Genomic DNA, 21,086 nt, shown 5'->3' on the forward strand with positions numbered 1-21,086 from the left:
GTCAGGGGGCAGCGCGACGCGGCACACGCTCCGGTGCAGGCCGCACACTGGGCTGGCGCGTGGTGGGCCGGCGACGCGGGTGCGCGTAGTCCGCGCGACCAGAGGCGAAGTCACCGGTCGTGGGACGGCGGGGCGCGGTGGTCGGGATGGGCTGGACGGTCATCACGGTCCTTCGTGTTCGCTGGCCGGGGTGGTGGTGGGCCGGGCAGTCTCGGGTCCATGCCCGGCCCACCACGGGCGGCGGGCGTGTCAGGCGGTGCAGGTCCGGCCCGCGACCACACCGGGCTCGCAGGGGATGTGGACGACGTCTTCGGGACGAAGTTGCAGCTCGCCTGGGACCGCGCCGACGCCTTGGAGTAGCGCGATGCTCTGCATCACCCGGTGTGGGTCGAGGGTGCCGATCTCGACCCCGCCGGCGCGGACGTATGCCTGCATCTGGCTGATCTCCTCGGCCGCCGGGCCGGCTTCGAAGCCCGAGTTCTTCTGCACGAAGACCGCCGCCGCGGCGGCGGGATCGCTGATCGTGTCCTCCAGGCCCTGAAGGAAGGCTGCGCGGAACCGTGCGACGAGGTCCGGGTCGGCGGCGATGGTGTCGGTGGAGGTGATCAGTACGTTGCCGTACAGGTCGGACAGGACATCGCCGTACGGCAGCACGACCGGCTCGGCCTTGGCCAGGGCCCGCACGCCCGGGGTGCCGATCACGGTCTCGGTGACCGCGTCGACCCTCCCTGCGGCGAGGTTGGCACGGATCTGCGCCGGCGGCATCTGCTGCCACCTGACCTTCGAGGCGTCGATCCCGGCCCTTGCCGCGTACGCCGGGAAAAGGGTGTGGTTGACCCCGCCGGGCTGGAACCCGACGGTCTTGCCCTCCAGGTCCGTGGGTCGGTCGATGCCCCTGCCGGGCAGGGTCGTGATGGTCGAGATGCTCTTCTGGTAGATCGCCGCGACCGCCCGGATCCCGCCCTGCGCGATCTTCGGGATCTGGATGATCGCGCCGGTCAGGTCGACGACCGCGAAGTCGGCCTGACCGCCGAGCATGACCGCGATGTTGTCCCCGGTCCCTTTCCCCGGCCGGACGGTGACCTTCAGCCCCGCCCGGTCGAAGTGGCCGTTGGCGTCGGCCATCAGCAGCGCGGCGTCCTGCGGCTGGCTACCGAACCCGGTCAGGACCGTCACCTCGACCACACCGCCCGGCTGGGCGTCGGGGCGGCTGTCGGCGCAGCCCGCCGCCCCGGCCACCGTCACCACAGCGGCGGTGGTCGCCGCTATCCGTCTCCACAACATCAGAAAATGTGTCCTTATCGGTCAAAACGAGCCTGCAAGGGGTGCGAGGAACCACCGGACGACCCAATCCATGGACCGCCCGCCGGCGCTCGAGGAAGGAAAAGGTTGAGCGAGGAAAGGAAGGAGGTGCCGGCTACGCCGGCGCGAACCCGACCGTGGTCCAGGTCGCGTTACCGATCACGACCGTCTCCGGGTCATGCATGATCTCCGGCAACCGGTCCAACAATCCCGGATCCGCCCCCTGGGCGATCAACTGCTCGCGCAGCTCGGCCGCCACGACCACCACCAGCCGACACCCCGCACTGCCACCAGGCCACGAGCGGGCGCTGACCGTCGTACGCACGTCCACCAGCCCGGCCGCCTCGAACACCTCGGCCGCCTTCACCGACCAGGTCGCGTCATTACCCCGGGCGTCGAACACACGCCGCAGCGCCTCCTGGTAGTGCTCGTAGACATCGTGCGCGTCGGCGTAGGGACTGTGCTGAACGAAACCGCTCCACACCCCCCACTCCTGATCCACCAACACCCCACCCGGCCGAAGAACAGACGCGTACCGGTGCACCAGCTCAACCCGAGCCGACGTGTGCGCGGCGAACAACCGCAGCGGAATACCGTCCCACTCCCCCGGCAGCGGCCCGTCGGCGACGTCGTCACGCCGCACCACCCGCAAACCGTCCACCTGCGGAATGTGGCGGGGGTCAGCGTCCGACGCCACCACCTCGGCGGTCGGCCCCAGCGTCCTCGCGAGCCATCGTGCCACCGACCCGTTCCCCGCCGCCGGCACCCAGTACCGGCCCGTCGGCACCAACGGCAACCGCCCCAGCAGCCCCGTCGTCTCCTCATCCAGGATCTCCGACAGGCAGTCCAACATCGGACTCGCCGTCACCTTGGCGTTGTCCAGCGCATACTGCACAACCGTCATAGCAGCCTCCCCACAGAAGATGTCCAACCCGGAAGGGCCACACGCGCAGCCCCCCGACATAGCTGTCACGCACGCACGGGCGACGTAAGCCGCCCCATCCCCGCCCAGATCGGCACCGACCCCACATCCGCGGCTTCCTCAAGGTCGGACGGCTCCGGCCACCACTCATCCACCGGCACCACCCGCGGCGGCAGCAGCGCCCACCCCTCGAACAGGTCGACCACCTGTTCACGGGTGCGGAACGTCAACGGCGACCCGGTCGACTCCCGATACCGCCGCACCACCCCGACCGCCTGCCGCGACATCTGCGCGGGCGTCGTCAGATGGGACAACGCCAGGTAACTGCCAGGCACGATCGCCGCCCGGAACCGGTCGAGGATCACCGCCGGGTCCTCCTCCACGAAGTGGAACACCGCCGCCGCCACGATCCCCACCGGACGATCGAAGTCAATCAACCGACGCGTGGCGGGGTCCTCCAGGATCGCCTCCACGTCACGAACGTCGGCCTGAACCACCGAAGCCCGCTCATCCCCGGCCAGGAGCTGCTGACTGAAGGCAACCGCGACCGGATCCACATCGACGTAGACGACGCGCCCGTCAGGGTTGACGGCGTGCACGATCTCGTGCACGTTCCCCACCGTTGGCAAACCCGAACCAAGATCAACAAACTGGTCGATCCCCTCATCCAGCAGAGCGCCGACCGCCCGACGAAGAAAAGCCCGATTCGCCCGGGCATAACGAGCAGCCTGCGGCTCCGCCGCCAGCATCCGATCCGCCAACACCCGATCAACCTCGAAATTCGCCGACCCACCAAGCAGCACGTCATACACCCGCGCTGCGCTCGCATGATCAACATCGACACCACCTTGAGACTCACCTTTGACCTCGGGTGCGTCCATAAGCAGCTCCTCATCCGCATCAAGCGCACGCTCCGGCGCGGCAGAGGTTTCCGTCACATCTGACCCGAGCCCGCGGCATCCCGACTAGCTGCGATCACCTTGGTTGCAGCGCGCGATATAGGTCCAGGGCTTTGCATTGCCATTCATGGCCCTTTTGGCTGACAAAATTCTCTTACTACGAAAGCCGTGACTCGCCCCAACGGCTCGCCAGACCAGGTCCAGACCCACCACGTGGCCACTACAGCCGACAGATACCTGCCTACTGGTGCAGTCGTCGCCGCAAACGATCGCGCGGCTGGCCGAGGCACGCGTCCACCAACTGATCCACTTCGGCTTGCCGGACCCGCCGCCCCACTCCCCGGCGCCACCCTGATGACGCTGGCTCGATGATCGTTATACACACCTGATATAAAACGATCACTGCGCACATCCCCAACCAGGGAGAGTTGTCGTGAACGCCCGCCCCCCTGCCCCGCTTCCGGTACCTGATCACCTCTGGTCAACCACCGAGGCCACCGACGCCCTCCGCAACCGGGACTTTCAGCACATATTCCGGCTCGTTGCTCGCTACACCAGGGCCTCCCAGACCACCATCGGCAGGGCTTGCGGGCTAACCCAGGCAACCGTCAGCAAGATCATGGCCGGCAGGCACCGGCCACAGTCTCTCGACGTCATCCAACGGATCGCGGTTGGCTTCCGCATCCCCGGCCACGGCCGCACGGCTCTCGGCCTTCATACCCAGAAGTTCGAGCCGGAGGTAGCTACTCCCTCCAGCCCGACGGCGCAACAGCCCTCTCAGCGGAACCTCCTCGGTCACCTGATCCGGACCCGGTATCAGCAGACAATCGAGGAGGCAGCCAACGACCTCAGGATGAGCGCTCGCCACCTCAGCCGCCTAACGCGCGTCGGTGCCGAGATCGATGTGCACCCGAGGACCAGGCGTGTACTCGAGGCAAAATTTGGCCACTCCTACGAGGACCTTCGTCAACCTTGGCCCCCTGCGCCCTCCATACAGGCGCTCGGCGCCGACGCGACTATCACAGCCCCTTCCTCCTTATCGCGTCAACTAGACCGACACGAAGGGGAAAGTAGAGTTACGACATCGACGGAGACAGAACAGGCGACACTATGGCTCGACGAACGCACCGGATCTCGGGCCGGCACTACTCGCAACAAAGTCTTCGCACACCTTACGCGCCTTAATCTGACTCAAATCGAAGACGGGGCGCATCGCCGAAGCCGCGTAAGCCAGCGAGAGGTTGCCGACGCATTGACTTCCTATTACAGGATCACAAGCGGCACCTACAATATCTATGCGGCAGATGTTGCGACAGAAAAGATATTTACAAGTATTCTCACGAGGCCGGACTGGCTTGACCTAGAACTGCCCTTGGGGATCGGCCGGGACAACTTGCAACTTCGATGGAACGCCCAGGCACCTCAGCCATTCGCCGACGGGATATGCATCGAAGCCGCCATCGCACGCATTGCAGAATCTGCCGCCGTGGGGACCAGGGTAATAAACACACCACTCTATCGCCTCCTCGACATCAACATCTCTCCCACAAACCTCACCGCCAATGTCGCACTGACCGACTTCTTCGACTATGCACTGACAATGGATTTGCTCGAGAAAGAACTACTTGACACGCTAGCGTCGAATCAGCAGCCTGAGATCACGCCACTACGCGACCGCTATCTCCCGAACATCGACACAGTAGTAAACCCGGGCGATAGGCTTTGTTGCGGCGGAATCTTAGCACTGTTCGCAGCAGCTCGCCCTGCGTCCAAGGGTCGACCATCGGGCGACTACGTCTTACTGATCCAAGAGCGATCCGGGCGCGTTCTCAACGCCGCCGGACGACTCGCGGTCATACCAAAATCGTTCCATGAACCACTACGCGAGTTCAGCGACGATGCGCAGATTTCATCAACCTTGTATCGAGAACTCGAAGAAGAACTGTTCGGACGACCCGAGGTAGATTCCACGAGTACCCATGCTAGACAGGCCGATCCGTTACACCCCACTCGACTATCTCCACCCATGCGATGGCTCATGGATCGCGCTGATGAACCCACGATATGGAGGATGGAGGTTACCGGCTTTGGCTTCAATCTCGTCAGCGGGAACTTTGAAATAGCAACCCTCATACTAATTGAGGATGAAGCCTGGTGGAGGGAATTTGGGGGCTACATCGAAGCAAACTGGGAATCCGATAGCCTTCGGCGATACTCCAGCCTCGACCGCCAGGCTCTCATTGAACTAACTCAAGATCCAGCCTGGAGCAATGAGGGCCTATTCGCCCTCGCGCGAGGACTGAGGCGGCTCGAAGTGGCAGGCAGCAAGCATGCCACCGACCTTCCGAGAATCAAGTTGGGATTGTAATGGAAAACAAATGGCACATTGGCAACGCCGGCGAGGACGCCTTGAAGCAACGCGGATGGCTCCTCGGGCACTTTATTTCCCCTTCGGCGGACATCCGATCCACCGCCGATGTCGAAGTGAAGTGGGGCATTCACGCCGCAGGCGAAAGTCGGCCAGAATGGACATCCGGCGAGAAGCGGACAACCTTGATACTTCTGATCAATGGGCGATTCCGCGTTAACCTTTCTGTGGGAACGATCAACCTCGAACACCACGGCGACTATGCCATCTGGGGACCAGGAATAGAACACACATGGTTCGCAGAGGAGAATTCAACCGTGCTTACGGTCCGCTGGCCATCGTTGCCGAGTTAAGCGAGGATCCCACCAGATTGTCGTCAGTTCGACGATCGTTTGATCGGGCCGCTTACGTACGCAGAGCGTCGCACTACTTCCAAAGCAGGAAAACAGCGTCCTACATGTCCCACCGTAGCCGCGGCTACGTTACTGCGGCACTCGGTCCGTAAGGACAACACCGCCGCTCAGACCGCCTACGCGAAGTTTACGAGCGCCATCCACAACGCGATCGAGGTAGCCGTTGTCTAGGTCGGCAACATTCACCACCGCTGACGGTTCGGCCGCACTGGAGATATTCGAGGATCTTGCCAACGTTTACCAGGCCGTGTACGCCGAACCACCATACAACTCCGGCTCCCTGTTCGCCGCTGCCGCATTCCATACGAGAACAAACAGCCAAGCCAGGCGTCCCGCCGCCTTCCGGAATCCATGCTGCGCCGAAGTTCGCCGTCATTGAACTCGTCCTGTTGAAGGAATGGCGAGGGTGCGGGATTAGTCACGAACTGCTCGACCGACTCCTGAGCGATCGACCGGAATCCGTCGCAACGCTCTGCGCGCTGATCCGAAAATGGATGGTGAGTGGGCAGGCGGCAGCGTCCCGGCGGAGCCGGGACGGGTTCTTGATCCGGGTGGGGTCACGTGGCTGGGGCGAGGGTGACGGTGTAGCCGAGGGCTTCGAGTTGGCGGATGTGGTTGCGTTTGCGGCGTTCGGGGTTGACGCGGGTGTCGTAGAAGTCGGAGCCGATGTCGTTGAAGCGGGTTGCCGGGTCGTTGAGCAGGTGCCAGACGATGGTCAGGATGGAGCGGCCGACGGCGACGATGGCGCGTCGGTTGCCGCGGCGTCGGGCGATGCGCCGGTAGCGTTCGCCGAGGAAGGTGTCGGTCTTGCCGGCGGCGACCGCAGCCTCGCCCAGGACCCTGGCCAGGTAGGAGTTGCCGTGACCGGTCGAACCGGAGCCTTTGCTCTTGCCGGCCGATTCCTTGACCCCGGGAGCGAACCGCGCCCATGAGGCGAGGTGAGCGGGTGTGGGGAACCGGCTCATGTCGACGCCGACCTCGGCGATGATCACGTGAGCGGTGGCCGGACCGACGCCGGGGATCTCGTCCAGACGATGCGCTGCTTCACCGAACGGGCCGATCTGTTGTTCGATGCGTTGGTTCACCTCGGCGATGTCCGCGGTGATCGCGTCGACGCGGGACAGCATCTTGGCCAGCAGGAACCCGTGGTGCTCACTGAACCTGCCGACGAACGCGTCCTCCAGTTGGGTGATCTTCGTGCGCAGCCGGCTGCGGGCCATCTGCGCCAGCACCTTCGGGTCGCGCTGTCCGGCGATCAGCGCGGCCATCATGTCCCGTCCGGAGGTTCCGAAGATGTCGCTGGCCAGGCCACCACGCTCAACTTGATCTGGGCGTCCTCCAGTAGCTTCTCGACCCGGCTACGTTCGGCGGTCCGGGCGGCGATCAGATCGACCCGGTACCGGGTCAGGTCCCGCAACTCACGGATCGGCGGCGGTGGGATGAAACTCGGCCGGATCATCTGCCGTTCGGCGACCTTGCACAGCCAGACCGCGTCGAGCCGGTCGGTCTTCGGACGTCCAGGCAGATGCTTGACGTCCTTGGCATTGACCAGCCATGTGTCGAAGCCGGCTGCTTCGAGCAGGTAGAACACGGGTTTCCAGTAGTCCGAGGTCGACTCCATCACGACCCGGGTGACGCCCAGTTCCCGGAGCCGGTCGGCCATCGTCAGCAACGACCGGGTCATCGTGGAGTAGGTCGACACCTCCTGCCGCCGCCGGCCTCCAGGCCCTTGGCCGGGGATCCGCACGCAACACACCAACTCGGCCTTGCCGATGTCGAGCGCCGCGATCCGCTCGATGATCTCCTCATTGTCCTGACTCGACTCCAGCACGCCGGTCCTTCCACCCGAACGGTCACAGGGCGGCCGCCCGCGGGAGCTGCTGGAGACGAAAGCGAAGCTGATCCGCGTGCTCGAAGCAACATTGAAGGGCCCATGACGCAGCTCCCCACACCCGACTTTTCCACGGCCTCGAGGACCAAGCGCACACGGCGTCAGCGAGCGACCGTGATCATTTTCAGCCCGGAACGGGCCCGCTCAAAGAGCAGCGAAGGAACTTTTCCCACGACGTCCAGCGCTGCCCGGGTCCTGGCCAGCTCGGTACGTAGACGCTCGTTCTCCACCCGCAGCCGTTCGGCTTCCCGGTCGGCGTCGCCGCGGGCCGGCCTACGCGGCTTGTCACCCACTCCCGCCAGGGCTCCGGCGTCGCGGGCCCGCCGCCACTCCACGATGTGTGAGGAGTACATGCCCTCCCGGCGCAGCAGCACCCTTGGCACCCGGCTCGGCCACCGCGTCGTACTCGGCGACCATCGCCAGCTTGTCCTCGGCGGTGAACGTACGGCGCTTCGGCTGGTTCGACCTCGGACCCATCGACCCATCATCGGTCACGCCGACCCCGAGGTCAGCAACTGTCATCGTCAACGCAGCTCATCCTGCATCTCGCCCTACTCAGAGTACGGAGTAGATCCGGTGTCTCACATCAGGCTGACAGAGAGGGGGTCGAGCCGCCAACTTGTCGTTCCGGCTCTGTAACCTTCTGCGCTTGGCTGACACAAGTAGGGATATGAGGGACGTCAAGGACCGAGGGATGGACTGGTTCCGCGAGATCTACGCGCGGCACTATCCGGACGTCGTCCGTTACGGTCTGCGCCGGCTCGACGGCATGGGTGTGGCAGAGGAACTCGCCCAGGAGGTGTTCCTGGTGGCGTGGCGGCGTCGGTGGGAGGTGCCGGCGCGAACCTTGCCGTGGCTGTACGGGGTCGCTCGTCGCCTGCTGGCGAACCACTGGCGGACGCAGCGGGCAGTGCCCTCGTCGGTGGAGCTGACGGAGGTTGTCGGCTTGGACCGCCATGACGGCATCGTGCGGCTGATGGATGTGCGCGCGATGCTTGGCCGCCTATCCGAAGATGATCAGGAGATTCTTCGGTTGGTGGGCTGGGAGCAGCTTTCAGTGGGCGAGGCGGCGATGGTTCTGGGCTGTGGCGTGGCCACGGCCAAGGTGCGGTTGCACCGGGCCCGGCGTCGGCTCGCCGATCTGTTACGTGACCGGCCCGAGCAGACGCCCTCGGTCCATAGCCAGCTAGGAGGAGCGCGATGAGCAAGCGGATACGGGAACTTCTGGAATCGGCTGACCCGGCGCGTGGGGTTCACGTGGACCAAGGTGATGTTGAGGCGCTCCTCGACCGCGCCGGCAACGACGTCACCTCCCTCACTTCAGCCGAACCGCCACGACGGCGGGCCTCGCGGCTCGTGCCTGTCGGCGCCTTTGCCGTTGTCGTCGTCGCCGCGACGACGATCGTTGCCGTGCAAACCTTTTCTGGCCCGACAGGAACGGCCGAGCCGAACCTCGTGCCGGGTTCCATCGCGGGATCGGCATCCTGCCTGACACCCGTCGTCGACCAGCTACAGAGCACGTCGTACGACGGGGGAAGCGGGCGGTACGAGTACCTGCGAATGACGCAGTCGAGCGGAAGGTCGGTTCAGATGACGGGTGGGACCACCGGCATGGCGGTCGCCCTGCACAGCCAGGAGACGGCGCGGTGGCTCGCCGACGATGGTTCGGGACGCATACGTGTAGTCCGCGAAGCGCCGGAATATCCGGACGAAGCATCGCGGGACTTCTTCGCACAACGACCTCAAATGCTGCCGACAGCGGGTACCGAAACGAAGGAACTACGCCCCGGGGAGCTCCCGTTGCCCACGCTGCCGGCCGCGGATCCGGTGGCGATGGACCGAGCCCTGTACCAGCCGCGTGAGAACGGCCCGTCGCAGGCGCTCGTGGGCGTAGCGGACCTCAATCGCCAACGAGTCCTGGACCTCGAGCACCGCGCCGCCGTACTGCGCTTCCTCGCCTCGACCGAGGGCGTGACATGCCGTGGCGAACAGACTGATCCCGAAGGGCGTACCGGCATCGCGGTCTCGGCCGACCGTGGCCGCGGTCCTCAGCCCTCCCCCGGCGACCAAGGCCGTGAGTACCTGCTCTTCGACGCACGCACCGGTGAGTTGCTGGCCAGCAGCGGGAACGCCACCACCGCCGGCAACGTGGTCTGGTCCACTGTCTACATCGAACGCGCGTACACGGACCGACTCGGCTGACAAGACGCAGTGCTTCAGCGGCAGCGCCCACTTCGAGGCCCGCCGCCATACCTGAGGCCCGGCGCCGCCCTTGATCCTGACGGCGCCGGGTTTCATGATGCCTCCTCGCCCGGCTTCTGCCCGAGGACGCCCCGGCGGTCGGGCTGGACTCCGACGGCACCGTTAGGGTCGGTGCGTGTCAGTCGACGTGAGCACCTTCACCGATCTCGCCGAGTGTGCCCGCGCCGCGCTTGCCCGCTTCGACGCGGTGCCGCCGGTGTGGAAGGTGAGCCCCGACGCTCGGGTCGCATGGGCGTTGGCCCGGTTCGACGGCGGCGACCACGCCGGTGCGGCCGATGAGCTGATGGCGTGCCTGAACGGCTGGCTGCCGGAGGAGTTCGCCACGGCGGCGCCCCGAATCCTCACCGGCGATCAGGCTGTGCGGGTTGCGACCGCCGTTCTCGACGGCGAGCACCCGTACCGTCCGTTCGTCAGTGGACGCAACGACCCCGAGCACGCGGTCGCCGGGACGCTGGCGCGACTGGTGGCCGGCAGCCCGGACGCGGAGGAGAAGCTGCTCCGGGCCGTGCTGTCGGTAAGGCCGAACGAGGAGCGTACCTGGGCCCGCCATCGGGTCGCGCGGATCTCGGCGGTGTTCGCGGCGCTGGCCGAGGCGCACGTAGGCAGGCCTGAGCAGCTTGACCGATGGTCGGCGTTGCTGAGCACGGACGACTATCCCCGTCTCGCTGCGGCAGCCGCGCTGTTGGGGCCCCTCGGCCTCGCAGAGGCTGACCGGCGCTGCGGAACCATCGAGGATGTCGACGGTGAGCGTCTCGTCGCCGCGTTCCTCACGGCGGACCGATTCGACGACGCGCTTACGCTGGCGACCCGGCTCGGTCCGAACCAGCAGCAACGCGCGCTACTGACACTCGCGATCCCCGGACTTCCGACGGCGCGGGCACAGGCGCTCGTGGTTGCGTTCCGGAAGTGCCCGAAGGGGGGCCGTGGCCGCGACACCCAGATGGTCTACCAGCACCGGCTTGCCCGGCTGTTTCTGGCGCTGGACCGGGTCGACGATGCGCTTGCCGTCCTGGGCCGCATGCGGGACTGCCGCATCTCGGGGTACGGGCCGGCCCCGCTGGCCCGTGAGGTGTTGCGGTGGCTTGACGGCCGGCGTGAGGCGGCAACCCGGGAGCGGCTCCGCGTCGTGCTGGACGTGTTGGCCGATCCACGGGTCATCCCGCAGGAGCTTGCCGCCGTCGTCGCGGACGTGGTGCCACTCGCGTACACCCTGGCTGACGAGCAGCTACGCGCAGAGATCGTCAATGTGGATGCGCCCCGGCTGCGGGCACGCCTGAAGGTGCGGTCATGGCTGCGGCTCGCCGATGTCGCACTCGGCGCCACGCTTGTCGAAGCCGGGGACGTTACGGCGCTCGACCCGGTGTACGCGCAGGCCGTCACCGGTCAGCCCGACATGCAGTTGTGCCGGGTGTTGATCCGCCAGGCCGTCCGCACCGGACTGTTGGCACGGGATCGTGAGCTGTTCACCCGCCTGGTGACCGGCGTCTGCCTGGACGGTTACTGGAGCGCTGTCGAGCGGCTGCTACCGGCCTTCGACGCCGAGGCGCGCACCGTCGTCCCGGACGCGGTGGCGGCGCTGCCCGCCAAGAGCCAGCGTCATGTGGTCGTCGCCGTAGCCTGCTTCGCTGAGCGGGCCGGCGACTCCAGTCTGCTCGCCGCCATGCTCGACGTGGCGCCAGACGCGGAAAGCGCCCAGCGGGTGGCTGGCCGGGTCGCCATGGCACTGGCTCGTGCCGGCGAGTTGACCGACGCGCTGGACGTCGCGCACCGCTGCGGCCTGGGCAGAACGCCTGGATCTGGGATTTCTCGTCCACGCACAGGACCACGGCCCGTTCGGGCGGATTGTGGTACAGGCCGACGACGTCGACGACCTTCTCGATGAACTGTGGATCGGTGGACAGCTTGAACGTGTCGGCCCGGTGGGGTTTGAGGCCGAAGTCCCGCCAGATCCGCCCGATCGTCGACTTCGACAGCCCGGACCGCTGCGCCATCGAGGCCCGGGACCAGTGAGTGGCGTTGCGGGGAGTCCGTTCCAGGGTCGCCACCACGACGTCCTCGACCCGGTCCAGGCCGATCGAGGGCGGGCGGCCCGGCCGCTGCTCGTCGATCAGGCCGTCCAGCCGCAGCTTCAGGAACCGCCGCCGCCACTTACCCACAGTGGACAGATGGACGCCCAGTTCCGTCGCCACGTCGACGTTCGAGGCGCCCTCGGCGCACGCCAGGACGATCCGTGAACGCATCGCCAACACCTGCGACGACTTCGCCCGCCGTGACCAACGCGTCAACGTCGCGCGCTCTTCGTCCGTCAGCGTCAACGGCGGAGTCGGACGCCCGGTTCTCGGCACCCCCGCAGCTTACACCCACTTATCAGGCGAACTTCTGGCGCAGGACACTAGCGAACCGACATCCATGCGATCGACGGGTGACATGGTGCTGCAGCACGATTCCGACTGCATCTCGGCCCGGGGTCCAGAAGGCGGCGCTGCCGGGGCCTCTTCGAGTGGGCCCATGAACGGAGCTTCCATGCGGAGGTTTCCTCCGTCACCACCACCGCCCCCCTGCCTATTGGCTCGCTTTGCTGCGATCCGAGGCTCGGTTGCCGCGTAGCCGATCCGGCGGTGTTGTAACCCGGTGGGGACGGGCGTTGCCGGTGGCAGCAGCGGAGCGCATGCGTGGGGCGTTATGCGGCTGAGTGCCGTCTGCCCGTTCGTCGTCTGCCACGCGGCTCCCCCTCGAACCCACCACCGGCTTCATCGGCTCAACGAGCAACACCGTTGCTGGATACGCCCCGGTAACCGCCACACGAGGTTGATCGGACCCGGACAGCAGGCCGACTGGAGCCGGTCGCGGGCGTCGAACACGGTAACCGCCGCACAGCAACCTATCCGCGGCTGTCGTCCACCGGAACAGACTGGGCGGACAGGCCGCCCCGATCGCTTCTAGGGCGTGGTCGATCTTGACAGGCGGTCGGTGTGTCAACGGTCATGTAGTGCTCGGGGTGGGCGGACAGTTGGCCGCCGGGTCCGCGGACAGGATTTCTCCGGGTCCGCGGACGCATGTCTTCCGGTGGTGGGTTAGTTCAAGGGAATCACTCCTTTGCCGGCGAGGGCTTCGGCGAGGCGGTGGCTGTCGCCTTTGGTGAGGACGAGGTGGGCGTGGTGTAGGAGCCGGTCGACGGTCGCGGTGGCGAGGGTCTTGGGCATGATGGTGTCGAATCCGGATGGGTGGATGTTGCTGGTCACGGCGATGGAGCGGCGTTCGTAGGCGGCGTCGATGACGCGGTAGAACGCTTCGGCGGCGTCTTGGCCGGCGGGGAGCATGCCGATGTCGTCGATGATGATGAGGTCGCAGCCGCAGATCCGGGCGACGGTGCGGGCCACGGATCCGTCGACCTTGGATTTGGTGATGGTCTGGGTCAGGGTTTCCAGGGTGAACCAGGCGACCCGTAGGTCGGCCTCGATCGCGGCGTGGGCAAGGGCTTCGACGAAGTGGGATTTGCCGGTGCCGGACGGTCCGGACACGACGAGGTTCTCGTGTCGACCGATCCATTCCAGGGTGGTCAGGGCGTTCTGGGTGGCGTCGGGGATCGAGGACTGCTCGGGCCGCCAGGATGCGAGGGTTTTGCCGGTGGGGAAGTTCGCGGTCTTGCGCCGCATTCGGCGGGTGGCCTGGTCGCGTCCGACGGCCTCTTCGTGGAGCAGGACCCGGACGACCTCGGCGGGGTCCCAGCGTTGTGCGCGGGCGGTGGCCAGGACGTCGGGTGCGGCTTTGCGCAGGTAGGGCAGCCTCATGCGGCGTAGTAGCCGTTCGAGGTCGTCGGGGATCGCGGCGGGGTTCGGTCGGGTCATTGGCCGAACCTGTCCCATGCGCCGGTGCCGGGCTGGACCGAGTGGGTCTCGTCGATGGTGACGACGTCGCCCGGGGTGCCGGCTTGTTGCAGGTGGTCCAGGATCGACACCAGGTCGTCGTCGGCGAACCGGCCGGCGATCGCGGCCAGGCCGAGGGCCTCGTCGACCGGGCCGGCACCGAGCGCCGCGGCCAACTCGATGGCCTTGTTCATCTTTGTCCGGACCCGGACCGCGCCGTGGGCGCCGGCCTCGATCAGCCACCGGTGGGCGCCTTCGCCCAGTTGCAGGAACGCCACTTCCTGCGCGGTCCTGGCCCGGGGTTTCGGTGGTCGGGGCAGGTTCCCGCCCGGATGGGTCGGGTAGTGCGCGTCGATGATGCGCGGGTTGCCCGGGGTGGACAGCTCGTGCCGGGCGATCTCCGCCAACCCGGTATGGGTGGCAGCGACGATGACCAACTCGGCGCCGACGACCCGGCACCACACCTTCGCCCCGGCATGCCCGGGCGGAGTCGAGTAGCGCACCGCCCCGAACGACACCGTCTGGTCGTCACCGACAAGCCGTTCCTCGCCCAACGCGATCGCATGCGGCTCGGCGGGCAACACGTGCAGATGCCGGCGTTCCTCGGCCAGCCGGGCCACCGGCGCGGCCCGGGTCTCCCGATGGATCCGGGTGTTGACCCGTTCGCACCAGTCGAAGCAGGCATCGGCCAGTTCGGTGAACGACGCATAGCCGGCGGCGAGGTTGGCCGTGGTCGGCACCAGGTCCGCCTTGGCGATCTTCACCGTCGCCTCGACCCCGCCCTTGGACTCCGGATCGAACGGCTCACACGTTTCCACCTTGCAGCCGTAATGCCGACCCGCGGCCACGATCTGCGGGTGGCGGACAGCCACCCCGGCCACATGCTCCACCGTCACTGTCTTTGCGTTGTCGGTCAGCACATACGTCGGCGCCCCACCGATACGCCGCAGAGCAGCGTCCAGACACGCGACCAGCGAGCCCATCGTCTGGTCCCAGGTCGGCAGCACCACCCGGAACCGCGACCACGCCAACCAGGCACAGAACAGACTCGTGCGCCGCCCGGCGATCACCGGACCGGCACCCCAGTCGAACTGCAGCCACATCCCGGGCTCCGGCACCCACGGCCGATACGCCCGCCGATGCCCGGCCCGCCACGCCGCCTTCGCCTCGGCCACCGCCCGCCGCGTGCTGCGGTCGGTGCCGGTGAACCCCATCGCCACCAGCCGGGAATGCACCACATCAGCGCGGATACGCCCCTGCGACGCCTCGACCAGTTCCTCGATCTTCGGCATGAACACGCCGATCGCCTTCGGCCGGCGGGCCCGCACGAACGGGTCCCGGCCCTCGTCCCGCAACCGCACATAACGGGTCACGGTCTTCTCATCGACCCCGACCAGCCGCGCCGCCGAGTGCGCGCAGCGGGTCAGGTCGAACGCCTCCAAAATCTCCACGATCTCCCTGTCAGACTTGGTCATGGATCCCCTCGGAACGGAACGGCTACTTGATCAGCAATCAGCAGCCAACCCCGACCGAGGGGACCTCCGCATTCATCGACAAAAGTCAGGCGATTCCGGAAGATCATGTGACCGCGGGCACGGAACTCTCATGTCCACCAGCCCGGACCAAACTGTCCGCCAACCCGGAGCATGCCGTGTCCGCTGGCACGGTGCCCTCCGGCCGATGGCACCAATGCACGGCTCCACCAAAGGTGCCCGGCTCCGGCCCACCACACGAGACCGGAGCCGGACATCGCACCGCCCGCCTTGGTGCCCGCGCGCCAGAGATACTGACGAAGACGCCAGCACCGCGATCCCGGCCCGGAAAAAGCAGGGCCTCGCCCACAGAACGCTGTCCCACTATCCAGGCTTCCAGGCCGACAGGGGACACCATGATCAAAACCAACCCGGACAGGCCTTGCCGCCCCTGGACGGGCCGGGACGCGAGGGATGGTCGTCGCACGAGCACCCACCGAGCACCCAACCACCCACAAGGGACAAACAACAAAGGCACCGACCCACGTTTCCGCAGGTCAGGCGCCTCATGATCTTGTGTGCCCGAAGGGACTCGAACCCCTAACCTTCTGATCCGTAGGCCGGCGCCTGCCACATCTGCAACCGCCCATACCACAGCACAACCTAACCAAGCACTATTAATTCCCCTGACCCGTAGCTCAAGACAGCAGGCTGTTAAGCGCCGGACCAATTGCTTTCAAAGTGGAGGTGTCATCAGTCGCAAAGGCGGCCAGCACAAATGCACCCATCAGTTCCTGCGGGTCGTCAAGCCTTGGCAGGACATTCACGACGACCTGCGGGTCAAGCTCTGCCAAGAGGTTACGAACCAACTGTCCCTCCCCAGCGACAGCCTCCGCTGGCCATGTTAGGGAGCCCAACCAAGCCAGCAAAGAACGCGCAATCTTCGTCGAATCATTTTCCGCCTGCCGCAATAGGCTAAACATTCGACGAATCGAGGCACGGTCAGCATTTCCCGCCTCGTCACCTGACATGCGAATCAGTTCCACAAAGAGTGCCCTCGGCACCCGATGCGCCACCAACGCATCAATATCTCCTGCAGGCCGGAACTGGATTTCGCCCTCATCCAAACTGAGGGCCGAAATCATCTGCCCCAGCAAACGCTTCGAACTGCCAATAACCCCCATCCCTGCGAGAGATAACTGCAGAGAAACCGCGTCAGACAGGATCAAGTCATCCCGAAACCGATCCCGCTCCCACGAAATCCTGCCCGAGTGCACCGATCCGGATCCAAGCAGTTCGCCCTCAGCATCATATAAGGCAAGTGTCATATCACCCGGGCAGCGACACATATCCCCCGCAAAGTCACCCGCCGTCGCCCACCTTCGCAGTTGATCCAATACTTCACGATCATCAGTCTCGGCAAGGATCTCCCGCTCAGAGAGTGGAGCCTCCCCTTCTCCGCCTCGGAGAACCGCTAACCGTCGAGCGCGAGACCAAACCTCACCCAGCCAACTACGAACAACTTCCGGATCCTTACTCAATCTCATAACGGAACTTTCTCACTCGATCACAACCATCATACAGCCGCAAACTACCGGACAACACTACACGCAGCCCAATGACATGTTCCCATATTCGGCACAAGCAATTCACTAAGTCGCGTCGGAGTATCCACGGTTTTCGAGCCAGCGCGAATTATCAGATTGCTCGGCGGCAGCAGAGTGTAGTTTGGCATACTCTCACCAGAAAAGTAGGTCTTCATCGCCCTCACCCATTCCTTGCCGCCCTCGACGGCGAAGCCCCTACTATCCATCGAGCATTCTTGAGTATGGCGCATAGACAACGACCGTAGTCCCTTCCGGAACCGTGACATTTCCGTCTGCCAAATTATGCACCCCGTGTCCAGCGAAGACCGTTTCACCGTCTGGCCGTCCACCAGGTACCACCATACGAGGTGGGGCAGGTACGGCGTCCCCTCCCCTGTTTGTTCCTGTGGCCTTGGCTGGCGCGCCCTTGCCTCCGGCTGCCCTACCGGCGGTGGAGGCGACGTTCTTGGCGCCGGCGCTGGCGGCGGTGGATGCGGTTCCGGCTGCGGCTCTGGCGCCGCCTCCGGTTATTGCTCCGGCTGCTGCTTTGGCTGCGCCGCCGATGGCTTTGGCTGCGACGGGGCCGAGGACGGAGGTTACGGCGCCGGTGGCGGCGCCGATGATGGTGGTGGTGACCAGGTCGAGGCCGCGTTCGCCGTTCATGTAACCGGTGACCGCTGCTCCCGCAGCACCGGCAAGGGCGCCACAGGCGACAGCCCCGACTCCGGTCCAGCCGATCGCGGCGCCGCATCCGACGCCGACGACCGCGCCGACGACGAACCCGGCGATCTCGGCCTTGTTCTCCTTGACCCAACTCTTGGTGGCGTCTACAGCACCGCTGATCTGCTTGCCCTTTTGGCAGATCCAGTTGCACTTCTTCGGCTTGGGGTTTTTCGTCTTCTCCGGGGTGCTCGCTGGCGGTGGGCCGCCGCCGCTCATCCCGTCGGAGGCCAGCCTCAGGCCGGTGGGGTCGGAGTGGGTGACCGGGTCGTTGGCGCCGTACTGGTAGCCGTGGTGCTGGCGTGGGTCTTCTGGGACGAAGACGGGGTCGACGGAGATGAATCGGCCCTGGCCCGGGTCGTATGCGCGGGCGCCGAGGTGGGTCAGTCCGGTGGGGTCGATGTCACCACCGACGAAGCCCTTCTCGTTCGGCCAGGTCGGGTTCGGTCCGCGGGGTGTGCCGTACGGGGTCGTTCGGCGGGTCGTCACCGCGTGCGTCTCTGCGGCGATGGCGGTCTGGCCGGTTCCCTGGTGGTCGGCGTAGAGCCAGGTTAGACCGGCGAGGTCGTTGCTGGTGCGTTGGGCGATGGTCTGGCCGGCGAAGGTGATGTAGCGGGTGCAGGTGGTGGTGCCGGATTCGCGGCGTAGTTCCATGCCGGGCAGGTAGAGGGTGGTGCCGGCCGCGTCGCGGCGGATCAGTCGTCCGCCGTCGGCGTCGTACACGTTGCTGGTCGTCGCCCCGGCGTCAGTCACCGACGCGAGCCGGCCCTCGGAGTTCCAGGTGAGTGTCTGGGCGGAGGAGACTCCCGGGCGGCTGGTGGTGTTTCCGGTGGCGTCGTAGCTGTAGGCGTCGACGCCCGCTCCGGCCGGTCCGCTGCGGGTCACCGAGGTCACGGCATGCGGTCGTACCGCCGACGCGCCTTGGGCGGGGTAAGCCGACGTCTGGGTGTTGTTGCCGGTGGCGGTGTGTTGTACCTGGGTGAGGCGGTTGCCGGTCGCGTCGTAGGTCCAGGAGTTCCAGTACGGTGCCGGGCCGCCGAGGTTGGCGACGGTCGGGTTCGGTTCGCAGGTGATGCCGGTCTTCGGTGTCCACGCGGTGGTGAGCCGGGTCAGTGCGTCACGGCGGAAGCACTGGGTGTCGGCCTGGCCGACTTCCGGGGTGTCGGCGATCTCGCGGATGGTGCCGGCGTCGGTGTACTCGTAGGAGCGGTCGACGACCTTGCCGCCATGTTGCGGCCTGATCACCGTTCCGCTCACCCGGCGGGTGTCTGGTTCGTAGGTGACGATGTCCTCGACGAAGGCTCCGTTGCCGGGCCTGCGTTCGGTGCGGGTCGGTTCGCCGTACTCGGTGTAGTGCTGCTCACCGACGTACACCCCGAAGTCGCTGGAGAGCAGTGCGGTCGGTAGGCCGCTGGTCGGGTCGTAGACGGTGGTTAGGTTCTCGGCCTGCGTGATGGTGCCGGCAGGTGGGAACTCTGTATGGGTGGGGCTGCCATCAGCGTCGGCGAAGCCGTAGGTGAACAGATAGGTGCCGTCCAGGCCGGTTTCAGTAGCGGGGATGACGTACTGGACGGCGGTGGCCTGGTACCGCGCGTTGGCCTGGCGGAGCTGCCACTTGTAGGCGTTGGTGGAGCCGGCGGGCTCGTACCGGATGGTTTCCGTCAGCTGGCCACGCAGCGAGGCCATGGTGAACAGGCGGTCGTATTTCCACTCGGCGCGTTTCGTGGCCGGGGATACGGCGTCGTCGTAGACGGCTGTCTTGCGGCCGAGTTGGTCGTAGGTGTAGGCGAGGACCTCGCCGCGGGCGTCGGTGGTCTTGACCAGGTCGCCGAGGTCGTTGTACTCCGACTCGGTGACGCCCTTGTCCGGGTCGGAGGTTTCGACTACCCGGCCCTGGATGTCGTACGTGGTGCGCCATTCGTTCCCGGTCGGTCCGACGATCTTGACGAGTTGGTCCTTGGCGTTGTACTCGTACCGGGTCAGGTCGTAGGTGCCGCCGACACCGGCGGCGGTGTTGTGCCGCCGTGCCTCGACGGCGCGCCCGTCGGCGTCCGTGACCGTGGTGGTGGCCACTCCCCCGTCCGGCGGTGTCGTCTTGGTCAGGTCGCCTTCGTAGGCGGTCGTGGTCCGCCACTTCTCGACCAGGTTGGTGACGCCTTCACGGCCGAGGAAGACCTCCGCGACGGGGCGGTTCGCGTTGTCGAAGATGGTCTTGTTGACCGCGCGCAGGGACCATTCGGGTTCCCACCACAGGGCGCCGGAGGGATCGCCCGGTTCGTAGTGTTCCGGATAGCTGGTGGACGCTCTTCCGGAGCTGTCCCAGATGGTGTCGGTGACGACGCGGCCGTTGTCGTTGGCGCTGATCGTCTGCGTCTGCCGGGGCCGCAGCAGGCCGTCGAAGATCTGGTACGACGCTATGTAGTTCGCCGAGGCGTTGAGGGTTTCGGTCTTGACGTAGGGGTAGTCGGACCGGGTCGGCGAGAAGACGTAGGTGAACTTCGACGACGGCTTGGTGGGGTTGGTGGCCTTGGACCAGCCGGGTTCCCACACGTTGGAGGTCCGGCCGATCGGGTCGTACTCGACCGTGGTCATCCGACTGTTGGGGTCGGTGATCTTGGTGGTGGAGCCCCAGTACGGGGAGACCTCGGTGTTGGTCGTCCAGTTGTAGGGGGCGGGTTCGGTGCGGGTGGTCTTGGTGATCGGGCCGCCGCTCGATGGCGTGTAGGCGGTGGTGACGGTGTTGCCGCGGGCGTCGGTCACCGCGGTCGGGCGGCCGTAGGCGTCGACGACGGTCTGGTTGACGGTCTGGAAGGTGGTTCCGGAGCCAGCGGACCAGTTCTTCATCTTCTCGACCTTGGTCACCACGCCGGCGGTGGGGGCGGTGTCCGGGCTGGCCGCGCCGTCGTAGCTGGTGCGGACCTCGTCGATGATGTGGTTCGGGCTGGTCGGATTGGTGGCGCAGGGTAACGCCTTGGTCGTGACGAGTTTGGTGGCGCCGAGGATGTTCTTGGTCAGGTTGCGGTTGTAGGTGTGGGTGACGCACTTCTCGTCGCCGGTGACGGCGATGTCGCCGTCATCCTGGGTCCAGATCGGGCTGCCGTAGGTCGGGTCGAACGAGGACTCCTCGCGGGTGACCCTCCAGCCACGGCTGCCGTGGTCGCCCAGCGCGGTCGCGGAGTACGTGACCCGCGTTTCGACGTACCGGGCGGTGACGGTGTCGTTGTTGATAGTGCGGCTGGCCGTCGGCGGTGACATCCAGGGGACGTTCACCGACTTGGAGACCGGCTTGTTGGTGTCGCCGTTGTAGACGATCTGCTCGCGGATCTGGCCGGCGAACTGGTCCTCGTCCTTGACGGTCTCGGTGCCGAGGCTGGCCGGGACGGTG

The 21,086-nt window shown here is 66.1% G+C and carries 16 protein-coding genes and 1 pseudogene; 5 read left to right on the plus strand and 12 right to left on the minus strand.

Annotation, left to right across the window (positions count from 1 at the left end; all coding sequences use genetic code 11):
• Positions 1-249: 249 nt before the first annotated feature.
• The 3 genes from AB0M79_RS28620 to AB0M79_RS28630 form a co-directional block, all read right to left on the minus strand.
• The gene (locus AB0M79_RS28620; protein ID WP_364219322.1) at positions 250-1,284 is read right to left on the minus strand and encodes an ABC transporter substrate-binding protein; all 1,035 of its coding nucleotides are present in this window, start codon (positions 1,282-1,284) and stop codon (positions 250-252) included.
• A 133-nt stretch (positions 1,285-1,417) separates the two neighbouring features.
• Positions 1,418-2,206 carry a class I SAM-dependent methyltransferase gene (locus AB0M79_RS28625; RefSeq protein ID WP_364219325.1) on the minus strand — a complete coding sequence of 263 codons (789 nt, stop codon included), beginning with the start codon at positions 2,204-2,206 and terminating at the stop codon, positions 1,418-1,420.
• A gap of 65 nt (positions 2,207-2,271) precedes the next feature.
• A complete protein-coding gene (locus AB0M79_RS28630; protein WP_364219328.1) occupies positions 2,272-3,105 on the minus strand; it encodes an SAM-dependent methyltransferase in 834 nt (277 codons plus the stop codon).
• Positions 3,106-3,556: 451 nt separating this feature from the next.
• On the opposite strand from AB0M79_RS28630, the gene AB0M79_RS28635 reads away from it, so the two are divergent.
• Together AB0M79_RS28635 and AB0M79_RS28640 are read left to right on the plus strand one after the other, a co-directional pair.
• Positions 3,557-5,491, plus strand: coding sequence for a helix-turn-helix transcriptional regulator (locus AB0M79_RS28635; RefSeq protein ID WP_364219331.1), 1,935 nt, complete (start codon positions 3,557-3,559; stop codon positions 5,489-5,491).
• Complete coding sequence (locus AB0M79_RS28640; RefSeq protein ID WP_364219334.1) at positions 5,491-5,844, plus strand: signal peptidase I; 354 nt, start codon at positions 5,491-5,493, stop codon at positions 5,842-5,844. The genes AB0M79_RS28635 and AB0M79_RS28640 overlap by 1 nt, the downstream gene beginning before the upstream one ends.
• Before the next feature lie 617 nt (positions 5,845-6,461).
• Here the strand turns inward: AB0M79_RS28640 and AB0M79_RS28645 are convergent.
• From AB0M79_RS28645 to AB0M79_RS28655, 3 genes are all read right to left on the minus strand, one after another.
• Complete coding sequence (locus AB0M79_RS28645; RefSeq protein ID WP_364219337.1) at positions 6,462-7,175, minus strand: transposase; 714 nt, start codon at positions 7,173-7,175, stop codon at positions 6,462-6,464.
• Positions 7,172-7,735, minus strand: coding sequence for a transposase (locus AB0M79_RS28650; RefSeq protein ID WP_364219340.1), 564 nt, complete (start codon positions 7,733-7,735; stop codon positions 7,172-7,174). The genes AB0M79_RS28645 and AB0M79_RS28650 overlap by 4 nt, the downstream gene beginning before the upstream one ends.
• 161 nt (positions 7,736-7,896) lie before the next feature.
• Positions 7,897-8,178, minus strand: a complete 282-nt coding sequence (locus tag AB0M79_RS28655) for a hypothetical protein (RefSeq protein ID WP_364219344.1) — start codon at positions 8,176-8,178, stop codon at positions 7,897-7,899.
• Positions 8,179-8,489: 311 nt separating this feature from the next.
• Here AB0M79_RS28655 and AB0M79_RS28660 point away from each other — a divergent pair, with 311 nt between their 5' ends.
• The 3 genes from AB0M79_RS28660 (at position 8,490) to AB0M79_RS28670 (ending at position 11,939) form a co-directional block, all read left to right on the plus strand.
• Entirely contained in the window at positions 8,490-8,999 is a 510-nt protein-coding gene (locus tag AB0M79_RS28660; RefSeq protein WP_364219347.1) for a sigma-70 family RNA polymerase sigma factor, read from the plus strand.
• A complete protein-coding gene (locus AB0M79_RS28665) occupies positions 8,996-9,997 on the plus strand; it encodes a CU044_5270 family protein (RefSeq protein WP_364219350.1) in 1,002 nt (333 codons plus the stop codon). The genes AB0M79_RS28660 and AB0M79_RS28665 overlap by 4 nt, the downstream gene beginning before the upstream one ends.
• Before the next feature lie 175 nt (positions 9,998-10,172).
• Complete coding sequence (locus AB0M79_RS28670; protein WP_364219353.1) at positions 10,173-11,939, plus strand: hypothetical protein; 1,767 nt, start codon at positions 10,173-10,175, stop codon at positions 11,937-11,939.
• On the opposite strand, the pseudogene AB0M79_RS28675 reads toward AB0M79_RS28670, so the two are convergent.
• From AB0M79_RS28675 to AB0M79_RS28700, 6 genes and pseudogenes are all read right to left on the minus strand, one after another.
• Positions 11,845-12,402: pseudogene (locus tag AB0M79_RS28675) on the minus strand (IS630 family transposase); the annotation flags it as partial. The gene AB0M79_RS28670 and the pseudogene AB0M79_RS28675 overlap by 95 nt on opposite strands.
• A gap of 729 nt (positions 12,403-13,131) precedes the next feature.
• On the minus strand, positions 13,132-13,905 hold the full coding sequence (gene istB / locus AB0M79_RS28680; RefSeq protein ID WP_364219356.1) for an IS21-like element helper ATPase IstB: 774 nt from the start codon (positions 13,903-13,905) through the stop codon (positions 13,132-13,134).
• Positions 13,902-15,398, minus strand: coding sequence for an IS21 family transposase (istA, locus tag AB0M79_RS28685; RefSeq protein WP_364219359.1), 1,497 nt, complete (start codon positions 15,396-15,398; stop codon positions 13,902-13,904). Before istA ends, istB begins: the two co-directional genes overlap by 4 nt.
• A 695-nt stretch (positions 15,399-16,093) precedes the next feature.
• Positions 16,094-16,624 (minus strand): hypothetical protein, encoded by a 531-nt coding sequence (locus AB0M79_RS28690; RefSeq protein ID WP_364219361.1) that lies wholly within the window; start codon positions 16,622-16,624, stop codon positions 16,094-16,096.
• A 362-nt stretch (positions 16,625-16,986) separates the two neighbouring features.
• Positions 16,987-17,268, minus strand: coding sequence for a putative adhesin (locus AB0M79_RS28695; protein WP_364219364.1), 282 nt, complete (start codon positions 17,266-17,268; stop codon positions 16,987-16,989).
• Positions 17,201-21,086 (minus strand): RHS repeat-associated core domain-containing protein (locus tag AB0M79_RS28700; protein ID WP_364219367.1); only part of this gene is annotated, 3,886 nt, incomplete at its 5' end. The genes AB0M79_RS28700 and AB0M79_RS28695, both read right to left, overlap by 68 nt.

It is taken from the genome of Polymorphospora sp. NPDC051019, from assembly GCF_040683055.1.
GTDB lineage: Bacteria > Actinomycetota > Actinomycetes > Mycobacteriales > Micromonosporaceae > Polymorphospora > Polymorphospora lycopeni.

What these genes read in the sequence shown, in the direction of transcription:
- AB0M79_RS28625 (WP_364219325.1), bottom strand. Translation starts at nt 2,206, where the DNA reads ATGACGGTTGTGCAGTATGCGCTGGACAACGCCAAGGTGACGGCGAGT.
- AB0M79_RS28665 (WP_364219350.1), top strand. Translation starts at nt 8,996, where the DNA reads ATGAGCAAGCGGATACGGGAACTTCTGGAATCGGCTGACCCGGCGCGT.
- istA (WP_364219359.1), bottom strand. Translation starts at nt 15,398, where the DNA reads ATGACCAAGTCTGACAGGGAGATCGTGGAGATTTTGGAGGCGTTCGAC.
- AB0M79_RS28620 (WP_364219322.1), bottom strand. Translation starts at nt 1,284, where the DNA reads ATGTTGTGGAGACGGATAGCGGCGACCACCGCCGCTGTGGTGACGGTG.
- AB0M79_RS28695 (WP_364219364.1), bottom strand. Translation starts at nt 17,268, where the DNA reads ATGTCACGGTTCCGGAAGGGACTACGGTCGTTGTCTATGCGCCATACT.
- AB0M79_RS28645 (WP_364219337.1), bottom strand. Translation starts at nt 7,175, where the DNA reads ATGATGGCCGCGCTGATCGCCGGACAGCGCGACCCGAAGGTGCTGGCG.
- istB (WP_364219356.1), bottom strand. Translation starts at nt 13,905, where the DNA reads ATGACCCGACCGAACCCCGCCGCGATCCCCGACGACCTCGAACGGCTA.
- AB0M79_RS28630 (WP_364219328.1), bottom strand. Translation starts at nt 3,105, where the DNA reads ATGGACGCACCCGAGGTCAAAGGTGAGTCTCAAGGTGGTGTCGATGTT.
- AB0M79_RS28660 (WP_364219347.1), top strand. Translation starts at nt 8,490, where the DNA reads ATGGACTGGTTCCGCGAGATCTACGCGCGGCACTATCCGGACGTCGTC.
- AB0M79_RS28640 (WP_364219334.1), top strand. Translation starts at nt 5,491, where the DNA reads ATGGAAAACAAATGGCACATTGGCAACGCCGGCGAGGACGCCTTGAAG.